12 protein-coding genes and 1 pseudogene are annotated in these 14,914 nt (G+C 66.6%); all 13 read left to right on the top strand.

All coding sequences use genetic code 11. The features are described 5' to 3' along the window. Positions 1 to 154: 154 nt before the first annotated feature. Positions 155 to 997 carry a hypothetical protein gene (locus AWB92_RS20040; protein WP_085188769.1) on the top strand — a complete coding sequence of 281 codons (843 nt, stop codon included), beginning with the start codon at positions 155 to 157 and terminating at the stop codon, positions 995 to 997. 249 nt (positions 998 to 1,246) lie between these two features. Further along, a complete protein-coding gene (locus AWB92_RS20035; protein ID WP_068109340.1) occupies positions 1,247 to 1,582 on the top strand; it encodes a DUF2710 family protein in 336 nt (111 codons plus the stop codon). A gap of 7 nt (positions 1,583 to 1,589) precedes the next feature. Further along, on the top strand, positions 1,590 to 2,399 hold the full coding sequence (locus tag AWB92_RS20030) for a transglycosylase (RefSeq protein WP_085188768.1): 810 nt from the start codon (positions 1,590 to 1,592) through the stop codon (positions 2,397 to 2,399). A gap of 3 nt (positions 2,400 to 2,402) precedes the next feature. Beyond that, positions 2,403 to 3,887, top strand: a complete 1,485-nt coding sequence (eccB, locus tag AWB92_RS20025) for a type VII secretion protein EccB (RefSeq protein ID WP_085188766.1) — start codon at positions 2,403 to 2,405, stop codon at positions 3,885 to 3,887. Between the two features lie 3 nt (positions 3,888 to 3,890). After that, on the top strand, positions 3,891 to 8,093 hold the full coding sequence (gene eccCa / locus AWB92_RS20020; RefSeq protein ID WP_085188764.1) for a type VII secretion protein EccCa: 4,203 nt from the start codon (positions 3,891 to 3,893) through the stop codon (positions 8,091 to 8,093). 302 nt (positions 8,094 to 8,395) lie between these two features. Further along, positions 8,396 to 8,695, top strand: a complete 300-nt coding sequence (locus AWB92_RS20015; RefSeq protein WP_068109327.1) for a PE domain-containing protein — start codon at positions 8,396 to 8,398, stop codon at positions 8,693 to 8,695. Between the two features lie 9 nt (positions 8,696 to 8,704). Continuing rightward, a complete protein-coding gene (locus tag AWB92_RS20010) occupies positions 8,705 to 9,901 on the top strand; it encodes a PPE family protein (protein WP_085188762.1) in 1,197 nt (398 codons plus the stop codon). A gap of 117 nt (positions 9,902 to 10,018) precedes the next feature. Then, positions 10,019 to 10,345, top strand: a complete 327-nt coding sequence (locus AWB92_RS20005) for a WXG100 family type VII secretion target (RefSeq protein WP_142282202.1) — start codon at positions 10,019 to 10,021, stop codon at positions 10,343 to 10,345. Positions 10,346 to 10,384: 39 nt separating this feature from the next. After that, the gene (locus AWB92_RS20000) at positions 10,385 to 10,672 is read left to right on the top strand and encodes a WXG100 family type VII secretion target (RefSeq protein WP_066941074.1); all 288 of its coding nucleotides are present in this window, start codon (positions 10,385 to 10,387) and stop codon (positions 10,670 to 10,672) included. 105 nt (positions 10,673 to 10,777) lie between these two features. Beyond that, the gene (locus AWB92_RS19995) at positions 10,778 to 11,608 is read left to right on the top strand and encodes an ESX secretion-associated protein EspG (protein WP_085188760.1); all 831 of its coding nucleotides are present in this window, start codon (positions 10,778 to 10,780) and stop codon (positions 11,606 to 11,608) included. Between the two features lie 122 nt (positions 11,609 to 11,730). Then, positions 11,731 to 12,759 (top strand): MinD/ParA family protein, encoded by a 1,029-nt coding sequence (locus AWB92_RS19990; protein ID WP_142282201.1) that lies wholly within the window; start codon positions 11,731 to 11,733, stop codon positions 12,757 to 12,759. After that, entirely contained in the window at positions 12,756 to 14,285 is a 1,530-nt protein-coding gene (eccD, locus tag AWB92_RS19985; protein ID WP_085188756.1) for a type VII secretion integral membrane protein EccD, read from the top strand. Before AWB92_RS19990 ends, eccD begins: the two co-directional genes overlap by 4 nt. Next, positions 14,270 to 14,914: pseudogene (locus AWB92_RS19980) on the top strand (type VII secretion-associated serine protease); the annotation flags it as partial. The gene eccD and the pseudogene AWB92_RS19980, both read left to right, overlap by 16 nt.

Below are 14,914 nucleotides of genomic sequence, written 5' to 3'. Positions count from 1 at the left end.
TCAAAGGGCTGCGGCTCTACCATGCGACTAATTGGTGCGCGGCACGCATGGCCGCGGTTAAGGGGTTTGGGGTGCGACCATGAGCGGGGGCTTCGAGGTAAGTCCGGCGGACTTCGCCGGGGTAGCCGGGGCGCCACAGTCACCGCCGCCGATAATGCCGAATGGTCTTCCTCCGGCGGCCGGTGCACCGGCTGATGGCGCCCAAGCCGGACTCGCAGCCGCCGGCAATCTCGGCGTAGCCGCGGACCAAGCGTCCAGCACTAAAGGCGATCTGGATCGTCGCGCGCATGCACTCGACGCCGCGAAGAAGTTTCCGGAGAACGAGGCCCAATCTTCGCAGCAGTTCCAGCAGTTGGCACAAATGATCCCCCAGATGGCCTCCGGGATCGCGGGTTCGCTCACCGGCGCGCTCGGCGGGGTCATGGGGCCGCTCACGCAGCTTCCGCAACAGGCGATGCAGGCCGCCGAGAGCGCGATTCAACCGCTGATGGGAGCGGCAAAGGGCGGCGAGGCCGCGGCGGCGCTGACTGATATGTCCGCGGAAGATCCCGGTTTCGGCGGGTCTGGCGGCGGCGACGCTGGGCTTAGCGGCGGCGGTGTGGGAGTCGGCGCAGGCGGTGGCACCACCCCGACCGGATTCATGGGCCCGCCACCGGTGCCGTCGTCGTCGCCTCCGACCACGCCCGCGGCAGCGTCGGCCAAACCGGTGACGGTGACGCAGACCGGTGGCATGACGCCGCAGGCCGGTCCGATGGGCATGACCGGCATGCCGATGATGCCCGGCGCAATGGGAGCGGGCGGGGACGGAACCAAGGACAAGCCCGCGGAAAAGCGCGTGACCGTCCCGGGGATTCCCAACGGGCAGCCGGTCAAGGGCCGCTTGACGGTCCCGCCGAGTGTTCCCGTCACAAAGTCCGCCGAGGGCAAGCCACCCGTCGTCGCCAAGCCGAACCGGCGGATCGTGATTGTGCCGACCGACGAAGAGCCGCAGGAATAGCGCTCGGCCCACACCGAATATTGAAAACCGTAATTCTCGGCGCTGAATTGCATTTCCAAGCCAAATGCCTCGACGCGATCGCGGCCACTAATACCACCCTCAAGATTGAGTGGTCGCGGCTCGCTAGCGGCAGTAATGTCATGATCGTGCGGCCATTACCATCCGCGGTGGCAGCGACACACGGCACGGGGACGCGTGTGCACCGGGGCGGGGAATCCAAGGCCAACTGGGCCTCAAGTTATTGGAGTTGTGGCTGAGGTGTCCGATACGGATGCGGTGCGCCCGGACGCGTCGGCGGATAAAGCATTGGTAGACCAGGTCTTGGCGGACCTGAAGGCGAATTTCGAGAAGTGGGAAGCGGTTCTGGCTGCCCAGGAGTCGGTGACGTTTACGGCCGACGTTGGTGACGTCTATGCAGTATGCAATTCGGACGGGCGGCTGACCGGGCTGTCGTTGGCCCCCCACGTGGTGACGTCATACTCGTGTCGGGAGTTGATGGACCGTCTGAATATGGTTTTTGAGGCATTGCGCGAAGAGGCGCAGGCCGATTTCGATCGGAATTACGGTGGGGGAATCGTTGAATGATCCAGCGATGACGCGCGCGGTGGCCGCCTTGTCCCGGGGTCACAGCCTCTTCGCCGGCGACGGTACCGGTCGCGGCGTCGGTGATACGCCCGCTCGGGTGCACGCGCACGCCACTGGGATGACGGCCCGATCGGCCGCCTCGGCGGCAAGGCTGCGCCAGCTGGCCGACACGGACCGGTCGCTGGACGCGATCCTGGCGACGGCGCGTGCCGACCGCTTGGAAGCGAAGACCGCGACGGGACTCAACCTGCACGCGGCGATCGCCGACGCCGTTGCGGCGGGCGACACGCCGCTTGGCCGGCGCGAGGCGATGGCGCGGATGTCCGCTCGGTTGCGCACGCAGCACCGGCACATCGTGCGGGCACGGGCGCGGGCGCGGACGTTGGCACGGCGACTGCGCCGCCTGCGATACAGCCGCGGCCACACCGGCGTTGGGAGCGGCCGCGCCGCGGTGCACTCGGCCATCCGTAAAGCCCTGGACATCAAGGGCATTCATGACCCGGTGGCCCGTGCCCGCTGGGAGCGCGGCATGGATCTGGTGGCTCGCCGCGAGTCGAACTACGACGCCTACGCCGAAAACGACTGGGACTCCAACGCCGCGAGAGGCACGCCGAGCAAGGGTGCGTGGCAGTTCATCGCCCCGACCTTCGCCGCCTATCACCAGCCCGGCACGTCGGCAAACATCCACGACCTGGTAGCGCAGGCCTGTGCCTTCATCAACTACGCACAACGTCGTTACGGCGTCGCCGTCGACGGGTCGGATTTGGCCGAGCGAATCCAGCAGGCCGATCCCCGCCGCGGACCGAGGGGCTACTGAGCGATGCCGCTGAGTTTGTCCAACCGCGACCAGAATTCGGGTCACCTGTTCTACAACCGGCGGCTGCGGGCGGCGACTACCCGCTTCTCAGTGCGGATGAAGCACGATGACCGCAAGCAGACCGCGGCCCTGGTGTTGTCGGTGGTGCTGGTGGCCATCGCCTCGGGGTGGATGGTCCTGCTCAACGTGATCAAACCCAGTGGGGTGGTGGGGGATTCGCCGATTATCGGCGACCGCGAATCCGGGGCGATCTACGCGCGAATCGAAGGCCGGCTGTATCCGGCGCTCAATTTGACCTCGGCGCGGCTGGCGACGGGCACCGCCGGGCAGCCGACATGGGTAAAGCCGGCCGAGATCGCCAAATATCCAACCGGGCCGCTGGTCGGCATACCGGGCGCGCCGGCGGCCATGCACGTGAACGGGGGCGCAGTTTCGGCGTGGGCGGTGTGCGATACGGCCGGCCGGCCACGCACCGCGGACAAGCCGGTCGTGACCTCCATCGCGGGACAGCTCATCGGCGGTCGCGCCGCCCCGATGGCCAAAGACGCGGGGCTGCTTGCGACGTTTCAGGGCGCCACGTATGTGATCTGGGGCGGCAAGCGCTCGCAGATCGACCCCTCCGACAGGGCAGTCACACTGAGCCTGGGGCTGGACCCGGGAGCCACTGTGCCGGTGGAGATCTCGCGTGCGCTCTTCGACGGGATGCCGGCGACGGAGCCGCTTCGCGTACCCAAGATCTCTGAGGCCGGAACCCCGTCGAAATGGCTGCCCGGCTCGCAGGTGGGGGCGGTCCTGCAGGCCCAAACCGCCGGAGGCGGCAGCCAGTTCTACGTGTTGCTCACCGACGGGGTGCAAAAGATCGGTGGCTTCGTGGCCGATCTGCTGCGCAGCGCGAACTCCTACGGGTCGGCGTCGCCGCGGACTGTGACCCCGGACGTGCTGGTCAATATTCCCGAAGTGAATTCACTGACGGTGGACTACTACCCGACGGGGCACCTGAATTTCATTGACTCCGCGGCGAATCCGACCACCTGCGTCGGGTGGGAGAAGGCATCGACCGATCCGCAGGCCCGGGTCGCCATCTACAACGGGCGCGGGCTTCCGGTGCCCTCGTCGATGGACGACCGGATCGTGCGCCTGGTCCGTGACGACCGTGACCTGACATCCGTCGTGGCCAATCAGGTGCTGGTGTTGCCGGGAGCGGCCAACTTCGTAACGTCGACGAGCGGCGTGATCACCAGCGACTCAAGGGAATCGCTGTTCTGGGTGGCCGACAACGGCGTGCGGTTCGGCATCGCCTCCGACGATTCGACCCTGCGCGCACTGGGCCTGGATCCCAGGATGGCAGTGCAGGCGCCGTGGCCGTTGCTGCGGACCTTTGCCGCGGGCCCGGCGTTGTCGCAACAGGCGGCGTTGGTGGCGCGCGACACGGTGCCAGCGACGGGTCAGGCGACCGTGGTCACGACATCGGCGAGGGCGGGAGGCTAGAAGGTGTCAAAGAGAGCGTTTCCCATCAACCGCGTCAAGATCCAACCGCCGAAACCCGTTCGGGTCGCGCCGAATGCGCCGATAGCTCTGCCCGAACGCGAACCGCGCAACATCTGGGTGATGATCGGCGTGCCGGCGCTGATCGTCGCGCTGATCGGCACGATCGTCATGCTCTACGTCTCGGGGGTGCGTAGCTTGTCGACCGGGTTCTTCCCGTTGATGGGCATCGGCGCATTCAGCATGCTGGCGTTTTCGGGCCGATTCGGACGCGCGCGCAAAATCACTTGGGGGGAACTGGAAAAGGGTCGGCGCCGTTACCTGCGCGACCTCGACAGCAACCGCGACGAGATCCAGACCGCGGTATGCGCGCAGCGCCACTGGCAGCAATCGGTGCATTCGGACCCCCGCGGGTTGGGAGCCATCATCGGCGGTCCGCGGATGTGGGAGCGCGGTCGCGGCGACGTCGACTTCCTGGAGGTCCGACTGGGTACCGGTGTTCAGCACGCCCCGGATTCGGTGTTGTCGGTGACGTGGCCCGACATTGCCTCCGACGAGGAACTCGAGCCGGTCACCGGGCAGGCTCTTCGCGATTTCATCTTGGAACAACGCAAGATCCGCGACATCGCCAAGGTGGTGAACCTGCGATCGGCTCCGGGCTTCAGCTTCGTCGGTGAGGATTTGAACCGCGTCCGGTCGCTGATGCGCTCGGTGCTGTGCTCGCTGGCGGTGTTCCACAACCCGCGCGACGTCAAGCTGATGGTGGTCACGCGCAACCCCGAGTTGTGGTCGTGGATGGTGTGGTTACCGCACAATCTGCACGACGAGCTGTTCGACGCCTGCGGGTGGCGCCGCCTCATCTTCGCGACACCCGAGGAGCTGGAGGCGGCACTCGGCGCCGAGCTGCACATGAAGGGCAGGCGCGGCCAATGGACGCCGCTGGCGGCGGCCAGTCCAACCACCCTGGGCTCCACCCTGGAGACGGGTCAACCCGATGCCGGGGCCGAGCTCGGCCCGCATTGGGTGATTGTGGACGACAACACCGGCAGCCCGGAGGCATGGGAGAGCGTGGTCGGCCAAGTCGGCAAGGCCGGAATCACGGTGCTGCGCATCGCTTCTCGGCCCGGCATCGGGGTTGGGTTCGATCGCGATCAGCTCTACGAGATGAGTGAGCGGCACACCGCGGTCGTCGGCACCGTTGCCAAGGCCCGCAGCAACGGCGACGGCGGCGAGGACAACGACGGCCGTCCGGCGCCGCTCCTGCGCACCGGCGGCAAGTTCTTCGCCCACGCGGACCAGCTGTCGATCCCGCGGGCTTACCGGTATGCGCGTTCGATGGCCCGGTGGTCACCGACCAGCAGCGCCGAGATCGCCGATTCGACCAGCGGCGCTGCCGAACTACTGCGAGCGCTGGGTATCAGCGACCCGCGCGAGTTGGATGTCGACCGGCTGTGGGCCGAGCGGCGTGGCCGCGGCGACGAGCGGTGGTGTGAGATCCCGGTTGGCGCCAAGCCCAATGGCGAGCTGCAGAACGTGATCATCCGCGCAAAAGACTTCGGCGGCTTCGGTTTCCACTCGGTGGTTATCGGCACCAGCGGCTCGGGCAAATCGGAATTCTTCCTGTCATTGGTGTACGGGATCGCGCTCACGCATTCGCCCGAGACGTTCAATGTCATCTTCGTCGACATGAAGTTCGAATCGGCGGCCCAGGACATCCTGGGCATCCCCCATGTGGTCGCCGCGCTGTCGAACCTCGGCAAGGACGAACGGCACTTGGCCGAGCGGATGCGCCGGGTCATCGACGGTGAAATCAAGCAGCGGTACGAGCTTTTCACCTCGGTGGGTGCGCGAGACGCGAACGATTACGAGGAGATCCGGTTGGCTGGACGCGACCTGCCGCCGGTGCCGGTGCTGCTGGTCATCGTCGACGAATACCTCGAGCTGTTCGCCAACCACGATAAATGGATCAACCTGATCATCCACATCGGTCAGGAAGGCCGGGGAGCCAACGTCTTCTTCATGCTGGGCGGTCAGCGGCTGGACCTGTCTTCACTACAAAAGGTCAAGTCCAACATCGCGTTTCGCATCGCGCTGCGCGCGGAATCCGGCGATGACAGCCGCGAGGTGATCGGCACCGACGCCGCCTACCACCTGCCCTCGAAGGAAAACGGTTTTGCGCTGCTAAAGGTCGGTCCCCGCGACCTGGAGCCATTCCGCTGCTTTTACCTGTCCGCGCCGTTCATCGTGCCGAAGAAGAGTCAGGTGGTCCGGACCGTTGACATGACCCTGACGCAGCCGCGGCTCTACAACTGGCAGTATCAGCCGTTGGATGAGGCAGACGCCGCGGCGCTGGAGGCCGCTTCGGCCGCCGACGAGGAACCCGACGAATTCCTTTTGCACGACGACGGTTTCAAGAAGAAGAAGATCGTGGACGTGCTGCGGGAGTCGCTGCAGACGGTGCCGCACCGGGCGCCGCGCCGGCCGTGGCTGGAGCCACTCGAGCACCCCGAGCCCGTCGACGCCCTGGTGTCCGGGTGGCGCGGCAAGCCCTGGCATGTCGACTACGGTCACAACCCCGGGCTGGTTTTCCCGGTGGGCATCATGGACATTCCCGAAGAGTCCAAGCAGGTGGTGTACTCCGTTGACGCGTTGCGCAGCAACATCATCGTGGTAGGCGCCAAGCAGCGCGGCAAGACGACCACGATGATGACGCTGATGTGCTCGGCGGCAATGATGTACACGCCGTCGCGGGTGACATTCTTCTGCGTCGGCGGGGCGACCATGGCCCAGATCGGGTCGCTGCCGCATATCGCAGACATCGTGTCGCCCAGGGACACCGAGGGCATCGAGCGCATCCTGAGCAGCATGGACGCGCTCATCGACGCCCGCGAGGACGCATTCCGGCGCGCCAACATCGACCTCGACGGGTTCCGCGAGCGACGGTTCGGGCCGGGCAGCGACGGACTGGGCGGGACCGACCCAAATGATCCGTTCGGCGATGTCTTTGTGGTGGTCGACGACTACGACGACCTCTACACCAAAGACATGGTGTTGGGCGATCGGATCATCTCGTTGAGCAGCCGCGGTCCCGAGTACGGCGTGCACGTGATGTGCAGCGCGGGAGGTTGGATTCACGGACAGCGGCAGAAGCTGCTGCAGAACGCCACGGCGCGAATCCAGTTGCGGCTGGCCGAGCCGGGAGAAAGTCAAATGGGCCACTCGGCGATCGAGTCGCGCGAAGCGGCCCGTCGGACGTTGAACCGCCCCGGTTTTGGCCTGACGGACTCGTTGCACGAATTGTTGGTCGGTCTTCCCATGGCGGTCGATCCGGCGACCCGCACGGTGGTGGACACTCCGGACGTCGGCGCGCGCATCGCCGAGGTCGCCGGAGTCACCAAGCACGCCGTCCTGCAGCGGCTGCCAGAACGCGTGGAGCTGAGCGCGATTCTGGCGGCCCACGCCGGCGCCGAGGACCTATCGATCGCGTTCGCAATCGGGGAGCGCCACCAGTTGGGTCCCGTTCCCCTCCGGTTGTCGGAGAGCCCGGGCTTGATGATTCTGGGCAGGCAAGGCTGCGGCAAGAGCACTTCGCTGGTCGCCATCGGCGAGGCGGTGATGAGCCGGTTCAGCCCGGAAGAGGCTCAACTGACGCTGATCGATCCCAAAGCCGCCCCGCACGGTTTGCGGGATCTGCACGCCCCCGGTTACGTGCGCGCCTACGCCTATGACCAGGACGAGATCGACCGAGTCCTAACCGAATTGGCGCAAGAGGTGCTGCTCCCGCGGCTCCCTCCCAAGGGCCTGAGCCAGGAGGAGCTGCGTGCGCTCAAGCCGTGGGAGGGGACCCGGCATTTCGTGCTCATCGACGATGTCCAAGACCTTCGGCCGGCACAGACGCAGAGCTACCCGGCGACGCCGCCGGTGGGCGCGGCTCTGTGGATGCTGATGGAACGTGCCCGACAGATCGGCCTGCACGTGTTCACAACGCGCAACAGCACCAACTGGGCGACGCTGCAGATGGACCCGTGGTCGAGGTATCAGACGTCGGCGAAGGTCGCGCAGCTGTATATGGACAACGATCCGCAGAACAAGATCAATCGGCTTGTTCGTGCCCAGATGTTGCCGCCGGGGCGCGGATTATTGGTCAGCGACGAAGCCGACGTCGAGGGGATTTTGGTCGGGTTGCCGTCAATTGCCGCCAGGCATTAGCAATTGCTGGCGGCAACGCATTAATTGCAAATGCCAGCCGGCGCTGAAAACGGCGATTTCAGTTGCGCCGCACTCTGACTGCACAGAGTGACGGGCGGTACAGGAGTGGTCATCGCGCTCATTGCGCCGCAAGTGGCAGTAATTCTACGCGAGTGGAATTGCGTAGAAGATGCTGGTGAGACGCCATTTGTTTCGGACGGGGATAGGAAGATAAAGCATGTGAATACGCGATTGTCCGGCAGCTACTAGACTGGCCGATCATTCGCAGATCATGCGACGGCGGGAACGCTCGGAGGGAAATTATGTCGTGGACTGTGCAGCCCGAGGCTGTTTTGGCGTCAGCCGGGGCGGAATCGGCGATCAGCGCAGAAGTCGAATCAGCGGCGGCGGCTGCCGCGCCCGCGCTGTTGGGCACCTTGCCGATGGGCAATGACCCCGACTCGGCTCTGTTCGCCACAGCGCTGAACGCGTGCGGGGGCGCCTACTTGGGCGTGGTTCAGGAGCACTCGCTGCAACGCGGATTGTTCGCCGGAACGCAGAGCATCTCGGCATGCGTCTACACCGCCACCGAGGCGGCGCGCGCCTTGACGCTCGGACTGTAAGCGGCAAATATGCCTGATCCGGGGTGGGCGGCGCGTCCACCCGAAGTGAATGATCTCCTGCTCAAGCTGGGGACCGGGGTGGCCACGATGTTGGCCAACGGGTCGGCTTGGACCGCCGTCGGCGCCAGTCACCATGCCTCTGGTGTTGCGTCGGCGATAAACACCGCCGTGACTTCAGCAAGCTGGGTGGGAGCCGGGTCGGTGGGCTCAGCCGCGAGCGTCACGGCGCTGAACGCGTCGCTGCACGGATTGGCGGGCTGGGTCGATGTGAAGCCGGGAATCGTCTCGGCGGCCGTGTCGGCTTACGAGACCGCCAATGCCGCGATGCGCCCGGAGCCCGAGTGCACCGCGAACCGTGTCGAATGTGCCACCGACTACCACATCAACCCGCTGGTGTTCGGGGCGCTGACGCCGCGCATCGGCTCGCTGGAGTTCGAGTACTACGGGGTGATGTGGCCGAACAACTCCGCCACCGGCGCCAGCTATGGCGCCATCCTCGCGGGGTTGGCCGAAAGCCTCGCCATCCCACCGCCGTTGGCGACCATGGGCGCCTCGCCGGCCGCCCCGGCCGAGGCGGCCTCGGCGATCGGTCAGGCGGCCGCCGACACCGCCGCCGGCGATGGGATGCGTTCCGCCTTGCAGGGCGCGCAGTCCGGCACGACGGGAGCCGGTCAGGCGGCATCGAGTGGCCAGGACATTGGCAGCCAGGTCGGCACCTTCATGCAACCGCTGCAGTCGATGATGGGCGCGGTGCCGCAGGCGCTGCAGGCGCCGTCGCAGCTGATGCAGGCGCCGATGAGTGCGATGCAGCCGCTGCAGTCGATGATGGGCATGTTCGCCAACCCGGGCGCATTGGGCGCGGGTGCTGCGACACCCGCCTCCGCGGTCAGCGCGGTGTCCGCGGCGCCAAGCGCCGCCGCGGGCGCCGGTGGCGGAGGGGCATCACTCGGCGGCTCGGGCCTGCCCGCGACGACCTTCACCCGGCCGGTCAGCGCGTTTGAACCCGGCAGCGGCGGTCGCCCGGTGGGGCTGCGCCCAAGCGGGGCGTTGGGCGCCGAATCGCTGCGGCCCCCGACGACGACAACGACGTCCGGTGGCACGGGTGTCGGCGGCATGCCGGTGGGCCACGCGGCGGGCGGCCACGGCGGGTCGCAGAAGAAGTCCGAGCAGCCGTCCACTGTGCGCGTCGTCGACGAAGCGGTCTGAAAACGGCCTGCTCAGCGGGTGAATCGACACATCTGAATAGCGCCCATACACTTCGACCCATGCCCCCGGGGTCAATAAGGGGATTCAAAAGGGGACACGCCAAACCGGATAAGGAGTATCGCAGTGACAATCAAGGTGACACCGCAATTGCTGCGCAGCACCAGCCACGACATCCAAGCGAATATGGAGCAGGCGATTGCTATCGCCCAGGGCTACCTGGCTAATCAAGAAAACGTCATGAACCCGGCAACCTGGTCGGGCGCGGGTGTCGTCGCCTCCCACATGACGGCCGCCGAGGTCTCGAACGATCTGAACAAGGTGCTGATGGGTGGCACCCGCCTGGCCGAAGGCCTCACTCAGGCCGCGGCATTGATGGAAGGCCACGAGGCCGACTCCCAGGCGGCGTTCCAATCCTTGTTCGGCGGCGCAGCCCACAACGCGTAGTAATTCCAGGCTTATTCGGATTTCGAAAGGAACCTCATCATGGACGACATGATCACGTATAACCCCGGCGCCGTCGCAGACTTCGCGACGGACGTTGGTTCTCGCGCCGGCCAACTCCACGCAATCCACGAAGACGTTGCGAACAAGACCAATGCGCTGCAGGAGTTTTTCGCTGGCCACGGCGCGACGGGCTTTTTCGACGCCCAGTACCAAATGCTGTCCGGGCTGCAGGGGCTGATCGACACGGTGCGCCAGCACGGTCAGACGACCAACCACGTGCTCGACGCGGCGCTCAGCACCGACCAGCAAATCCACGGTCTGTTCTGAAATCCCTTGCCCAGCGGGACCGTTCGTGCCGCTGAGCGGCGACCGAGGCGGGGCACCGACAGTCCATGTGCCCTGCCTTCGGCGACCGGGTGAGGTGAATGTGGCTTGCTGACAACGACACTCGATGGCCTGTGGGTGTTGCAGGCGGTGACCGGGGTCGAGCAGCTATGCCCCGAGCTGGGCCTCCGGCCGCTGCTGCCTCGGCTGGAGACCCCGGAGATGGCGCTGCGCCACCCGGTCGTCGCCGAGCTCAAAGCGTGCGGAGCCCTCGACGAGGCCGGTAACGCCGACCCGATGATCCGGGAATGGATGACCGTGCTGTTGCGGCGCGACCTCGGGTTGCTGCTGTTGATCAACGTGCCGGGTCGCGAGCCGACGCGCGCGGCCATCTGCCGGTTCGCCAGTTGGTGGGTGGTGCTGGAACGCCACGGCGAGCTGGTGCGGCTGTATCCGGCCGGCACCGCCAGCGAGGCGGCCACGGCCACCGAGCTCGTGGTGGGCCAGGTCGAACGGCTTTGCGGGGTCGCCGAAGCGGCGCCGCTGCGGCCGGTCACCCTGGATACCGCGGAGCTGCTGGAGTCGGTGCACGACGCCGCAAGCCTGAAATCGTTTCTGCTCAAGCAGCATTTGGATGTCGACCAGCTGCACATCCTCACCATGGCCGCCGATCCCGAACGTTCGGCGCACGCGGTGATCGTCGCAGTGCAGGCCGGCGTCGGACCGGAACAAACGGCCCGCTTTGCGATCGCGGACTCATCGGTCGCGATCATGGACACCATGGCCGGCCGGGTGTGTGTGGAAGGCGTGCTGTCGGGCGGTCGCCGCTACCAGGTTCTGTCACCTGGGTCGCGGAGCGACATCGGTGCGGCCGTGCAGCGGCTCATCCAAAGCCTGCCCGCCGGTGAGGAGTGGTACTCCTACCGGCGTGTGGTCTGACAACACCGCAAAAGACGCGTTACAACCAATCATCGGAATGGCAAACCCGGCGCGCTTGTAATGCACTTCGCGGGCTTGATCGCGGAAACGGGCTATCCCAAATCGTGTTAGAGTTGGCGGTCGTGACGACCTCTTGGAATGACCCCAATATGTACGACGAAGAGAGGCTTGGGCGGGGGGAACCGCCAGCGGCGCGCCACCGGGATTCGGTATCGGACACAATGCGTATTACCGATTTAGCCGCACCGCGAAAAATACCGCCGGGCTCCGGTTGGCGAAAATTCATTTACAACATTTCTTTCCGCAATATAAACCTCGGGGAATCACCGAGGGAGCGGCATTATCGCGAATTAAAGGAACGCATCCGGCGGCATATCCGACGGCAGTTCGTCATCACACTGGTCTCGGGCAAGGGCGGGGTCGGGGTGTCGACCTTGGCCGCGTGCATCGGTGGCGTCTTCCGCGAGTGCCGCCCGACGAACGTGATCGCGATCGATGCGGTTCCCGGTTTCGGAACCCTGGCGGACCGCATCGACGAGTCGCCGCCCGGCGACTACACCGCCATCATCAACGACACCGACGTCCAGGGCTACGCGGACATCCGCGAACACCTCGGGCAAAACGTGGTCGGCCTCGACGTGCTGGCCGGCAACCGGACGTCCGACCAGCCCCGGCCGCTGGTGCCGGCGATGTTCGCCGGGGTGCTGGCTCGGTTGCGGCGCACCCACAACGTCATGGTGGTGGACACCGCCCCGGACCTGGAACACCCGGTCATGAAGACCGTCCTGGACAACACCGACACCCTCGTGTTCGTATCCGGAATCACCGCGGACCGCTCCCGGCCCGTGTTGCGCGCCATCGACTTCCTCAGCGCGCAGGGCTATCACGAGCTGGTCTCGCACAGCACCGTGATCATCAACCACACCGACAGCGCCGTCGACAAGGATGCCTTGGCCTACTTGACCGAGCGGTTCACCAAGGTCGGCGCGACCGTGGAAGTGATGCCGTTCGATCCCCATCTGGCAAAGGGCGGCATCATCGACACGGTCCACGAGTTGAAGAAGAAGTCGCGGTTGCGGCTCTTCGAGATCACCGCGGCGCTGGCGGACAAGTATGTGCCCGATGCCGGCGCCGAAAGAGCCCAGCAGTGACCTCGCCCCACAAGGTCGCCTTCCCGGCGCGATGTGCGGTCAACATCTCCTACGACAGGCACCTTTGCTCTCAGGTCTTCCCCGCGGGGACGCCGGTGGAGGGGTTCTTCGAGGGCATGGTCGAACTGCTCAGCGACGACCTGAAACGTAAGGGCTTCGACGGGGTCGCGTTGCCGCCGGGCAGCTACGAGCTGCACAAGGTCAACGGCGTGCGCCTGGACATCAACAAGAGCCTCGACGAGCTCGGCGTCCAGGACGGCGACACGCTGGTACTGGTGCCCCGGGTCGACGGGGAATCCTTTGAGCCGCAGTACGAGTCGTTGTCGACGGCGCTGGCGGCCATGGGCAAGTGGCTGGGCCGGGATGGTGGGGACCGGATGTTCGCACCCGTGACCGCGTTGACGGCCGCCCATACGGCGATCGCGATCGCTGCCATGGCGGCCGGCGTCGTGGTCGGATTGACCTTGCGGGAGCGGACCTTCACCGACGGCCTGGTCCCCGCGGCCGTCGCCGGCGTGGTCGGGGCGCTCCTCGCGGTCGCATCGATCGTCGTATTTCGGGGATGGCCGCAGCGGCGCGATATGTTCAGCGGATTCGCTTGGCTCACAGTGATTTTGGTCGCCGTGGCGGGCGCGTGCGCCCCGCCCGGCAGGCTCGGTGCGCCGCACGCGCTGATCGGGCTCGTGGTGGTGATCCTTGGTGCCATCGCGATCAGCGCCGCGACGCGCAAGCGCTGGCAGACCGCGGCGGCGACCGCGGTTGTGACGGTGTGCGGAATCGCGGCCACCGTGGCCACCGCACGGATGTTTCGGCCGGTTTCGGCGCAGGTGCTGGCGATCTGCGTGCTGTTCGGGCTGCTGGTGCTGGTACGGATGGCACCGACGATCGCGCTATGGGTGGCAAGGGTGCGCCCGCCGCACTTCGGATCCATCACGGGCCGAGACCTATTCGCTCGCCGCGAGGGTATGCCCGTGGACACGGTGTCGCCGGTCAGCGGGAAGGAAACCGAGGACGAGGACGACGAACTCACCGACATCACCGCCCGCGGCGCCGCGATCGCCGCCTCGGCGCGGTTGGTCAACGCGATTCAGGTCGGCCTGTGCGTCGGGGTGTCGGTCGTACTGCCCGTCGCGGTGTGGGGGGTGCTGACGCCGGGTCGCCGCTGGGCGTGGTTGGCCCTGCTGGTCGCCGGTCTCGTGGTGGGCATCTTCATCACTCAGGGCCGCGGATTCGCTGCCAAGTACCAGGCCATCGCGCTGGTGTGTGGCGCGTGCGCGGCGGTGTGCGCAGGTGTCGTCAAGTACGCACTTGCCGGACCGAGGAGCCTCGAAGCCGCCCTGGTGTGGCCGGCCGCGCTGGTGGTGGCATTCGCCGCATTGGGTTTGGCCGCAGCGCTTTTGGTGCCCGCGACACGGTTCAGGCCGTTGATCCGGTTGACCGTGGAGTGGCTCGAGGTACTGGCCATGATCGTGTTGCTGCCGGCCGCCGCGGCGCTGGGAGGGCTGTTCACTTGGCTTCGGCACTGAAACCGGTGTGCACTCGGGCCGCCGCGATCTTCGCAGCCCTGATCCTGGTTGCCCTTACGGGCAATATTCCTGCGGCCCAGGCCATTTCACCACCCAAGGTGGATCCGGCCGCCGTTCCGCCGGACGGGCCGCCGCGACCGGACCAACCGATGCGGCGCGGCAACAGCTGCTCGGTGCCGATCACGGTGAAGACGCCCGACGTCTCGCAGCTGGCGCCCGGTTTCGACCTGCTCAACATCAGCCACGCGTGGCAATACAGCACGGGCAACGGGGTTCCCGTCGCGGTCATTGACACGGGGATAACGCCGAACCCGCGACTGCCGGTCGTGCCCGGCGGGGACTACATCATGGGTGAGGACGGCCTGTCGGACTGCGACGCGCACGGTACCGTCGTCGGCGCGATCATCGGGGCCGCGCCGCAGGGTCTGGTGCCGATGCCGCGGCCTATCCCGCCCACGCCGGCGTTCCCGCCGCCGGCCGCGCCGCCGCCGGCTGTGGGGGCGCCGCTGCCCCCGGTGGAGGTTCCGCCGCCCGCCGCGCCGCCACCACCACCGCCGCCGGTGACGATCACCCTCGTTCCGCCACCGCCACCGCCGCCCCCGCCGGGAGCACCCGACGGGGTGGTCGGG

The sequence above is a fragment of the Mycobacterium sp. IEC1808 genome, from assembly GCF_002101935.1.
GTDB lineage: Bacteria > Actinomycetota > Actinomycetes > Mycobacteriales > Mycobacteriaceae > Mycobacterium.
Note: the sequence above shows the minus strand (reverse complement) of the source record. Positions and strands in the feature narration are given on the sequence as shown.

Bases quoted from the DNA above. Each gene is read 5' to 3' on its own strand.
- AWB92_RS20040 (WP_085188769.1), top strand. From the start codon at position 155: ATGCCGAATGGTCTTCCTCCGGCGGCCGGTGCACCGGCTGATGGCGCC.
- AWB92_RS20030 (WP_085188768.1), top strand. From the start codon at position 1,590: ATGACGCGCGCGGTGGCCGCCTTGTCCCGGGGTCACAGCCTCTTCGCC.
- eccB (WP_085188766.1), top strand. From the start codon at position 2,403: ATGCCGCTGAGTTTGTCCAACCGCGACCAGAATTCGGGTCACCTGTTC.
- AWB92_RS20015 (WP_068109327.1), top strand. From the start codon at position 8,396: ATGTCGTGGACTGTGCAGCCCGAGGCTGTTTTGGCGTCAGCCGGGGCG.
- AWB92_RS20010 (WP_085188762.1), top strand. From the start codon at position 8,705: ATGCCTGATCCGGGGTGGGCGGCGCGTCCACCCGAAGTGAATGATCTC.
- AWB92_RS20000 (WP_066941074.1), top strand. From the start codon at position 10,385: ATGGACGACATGATCACGTATAACCCCGGCGCCGTCGCAGACTTCGCG.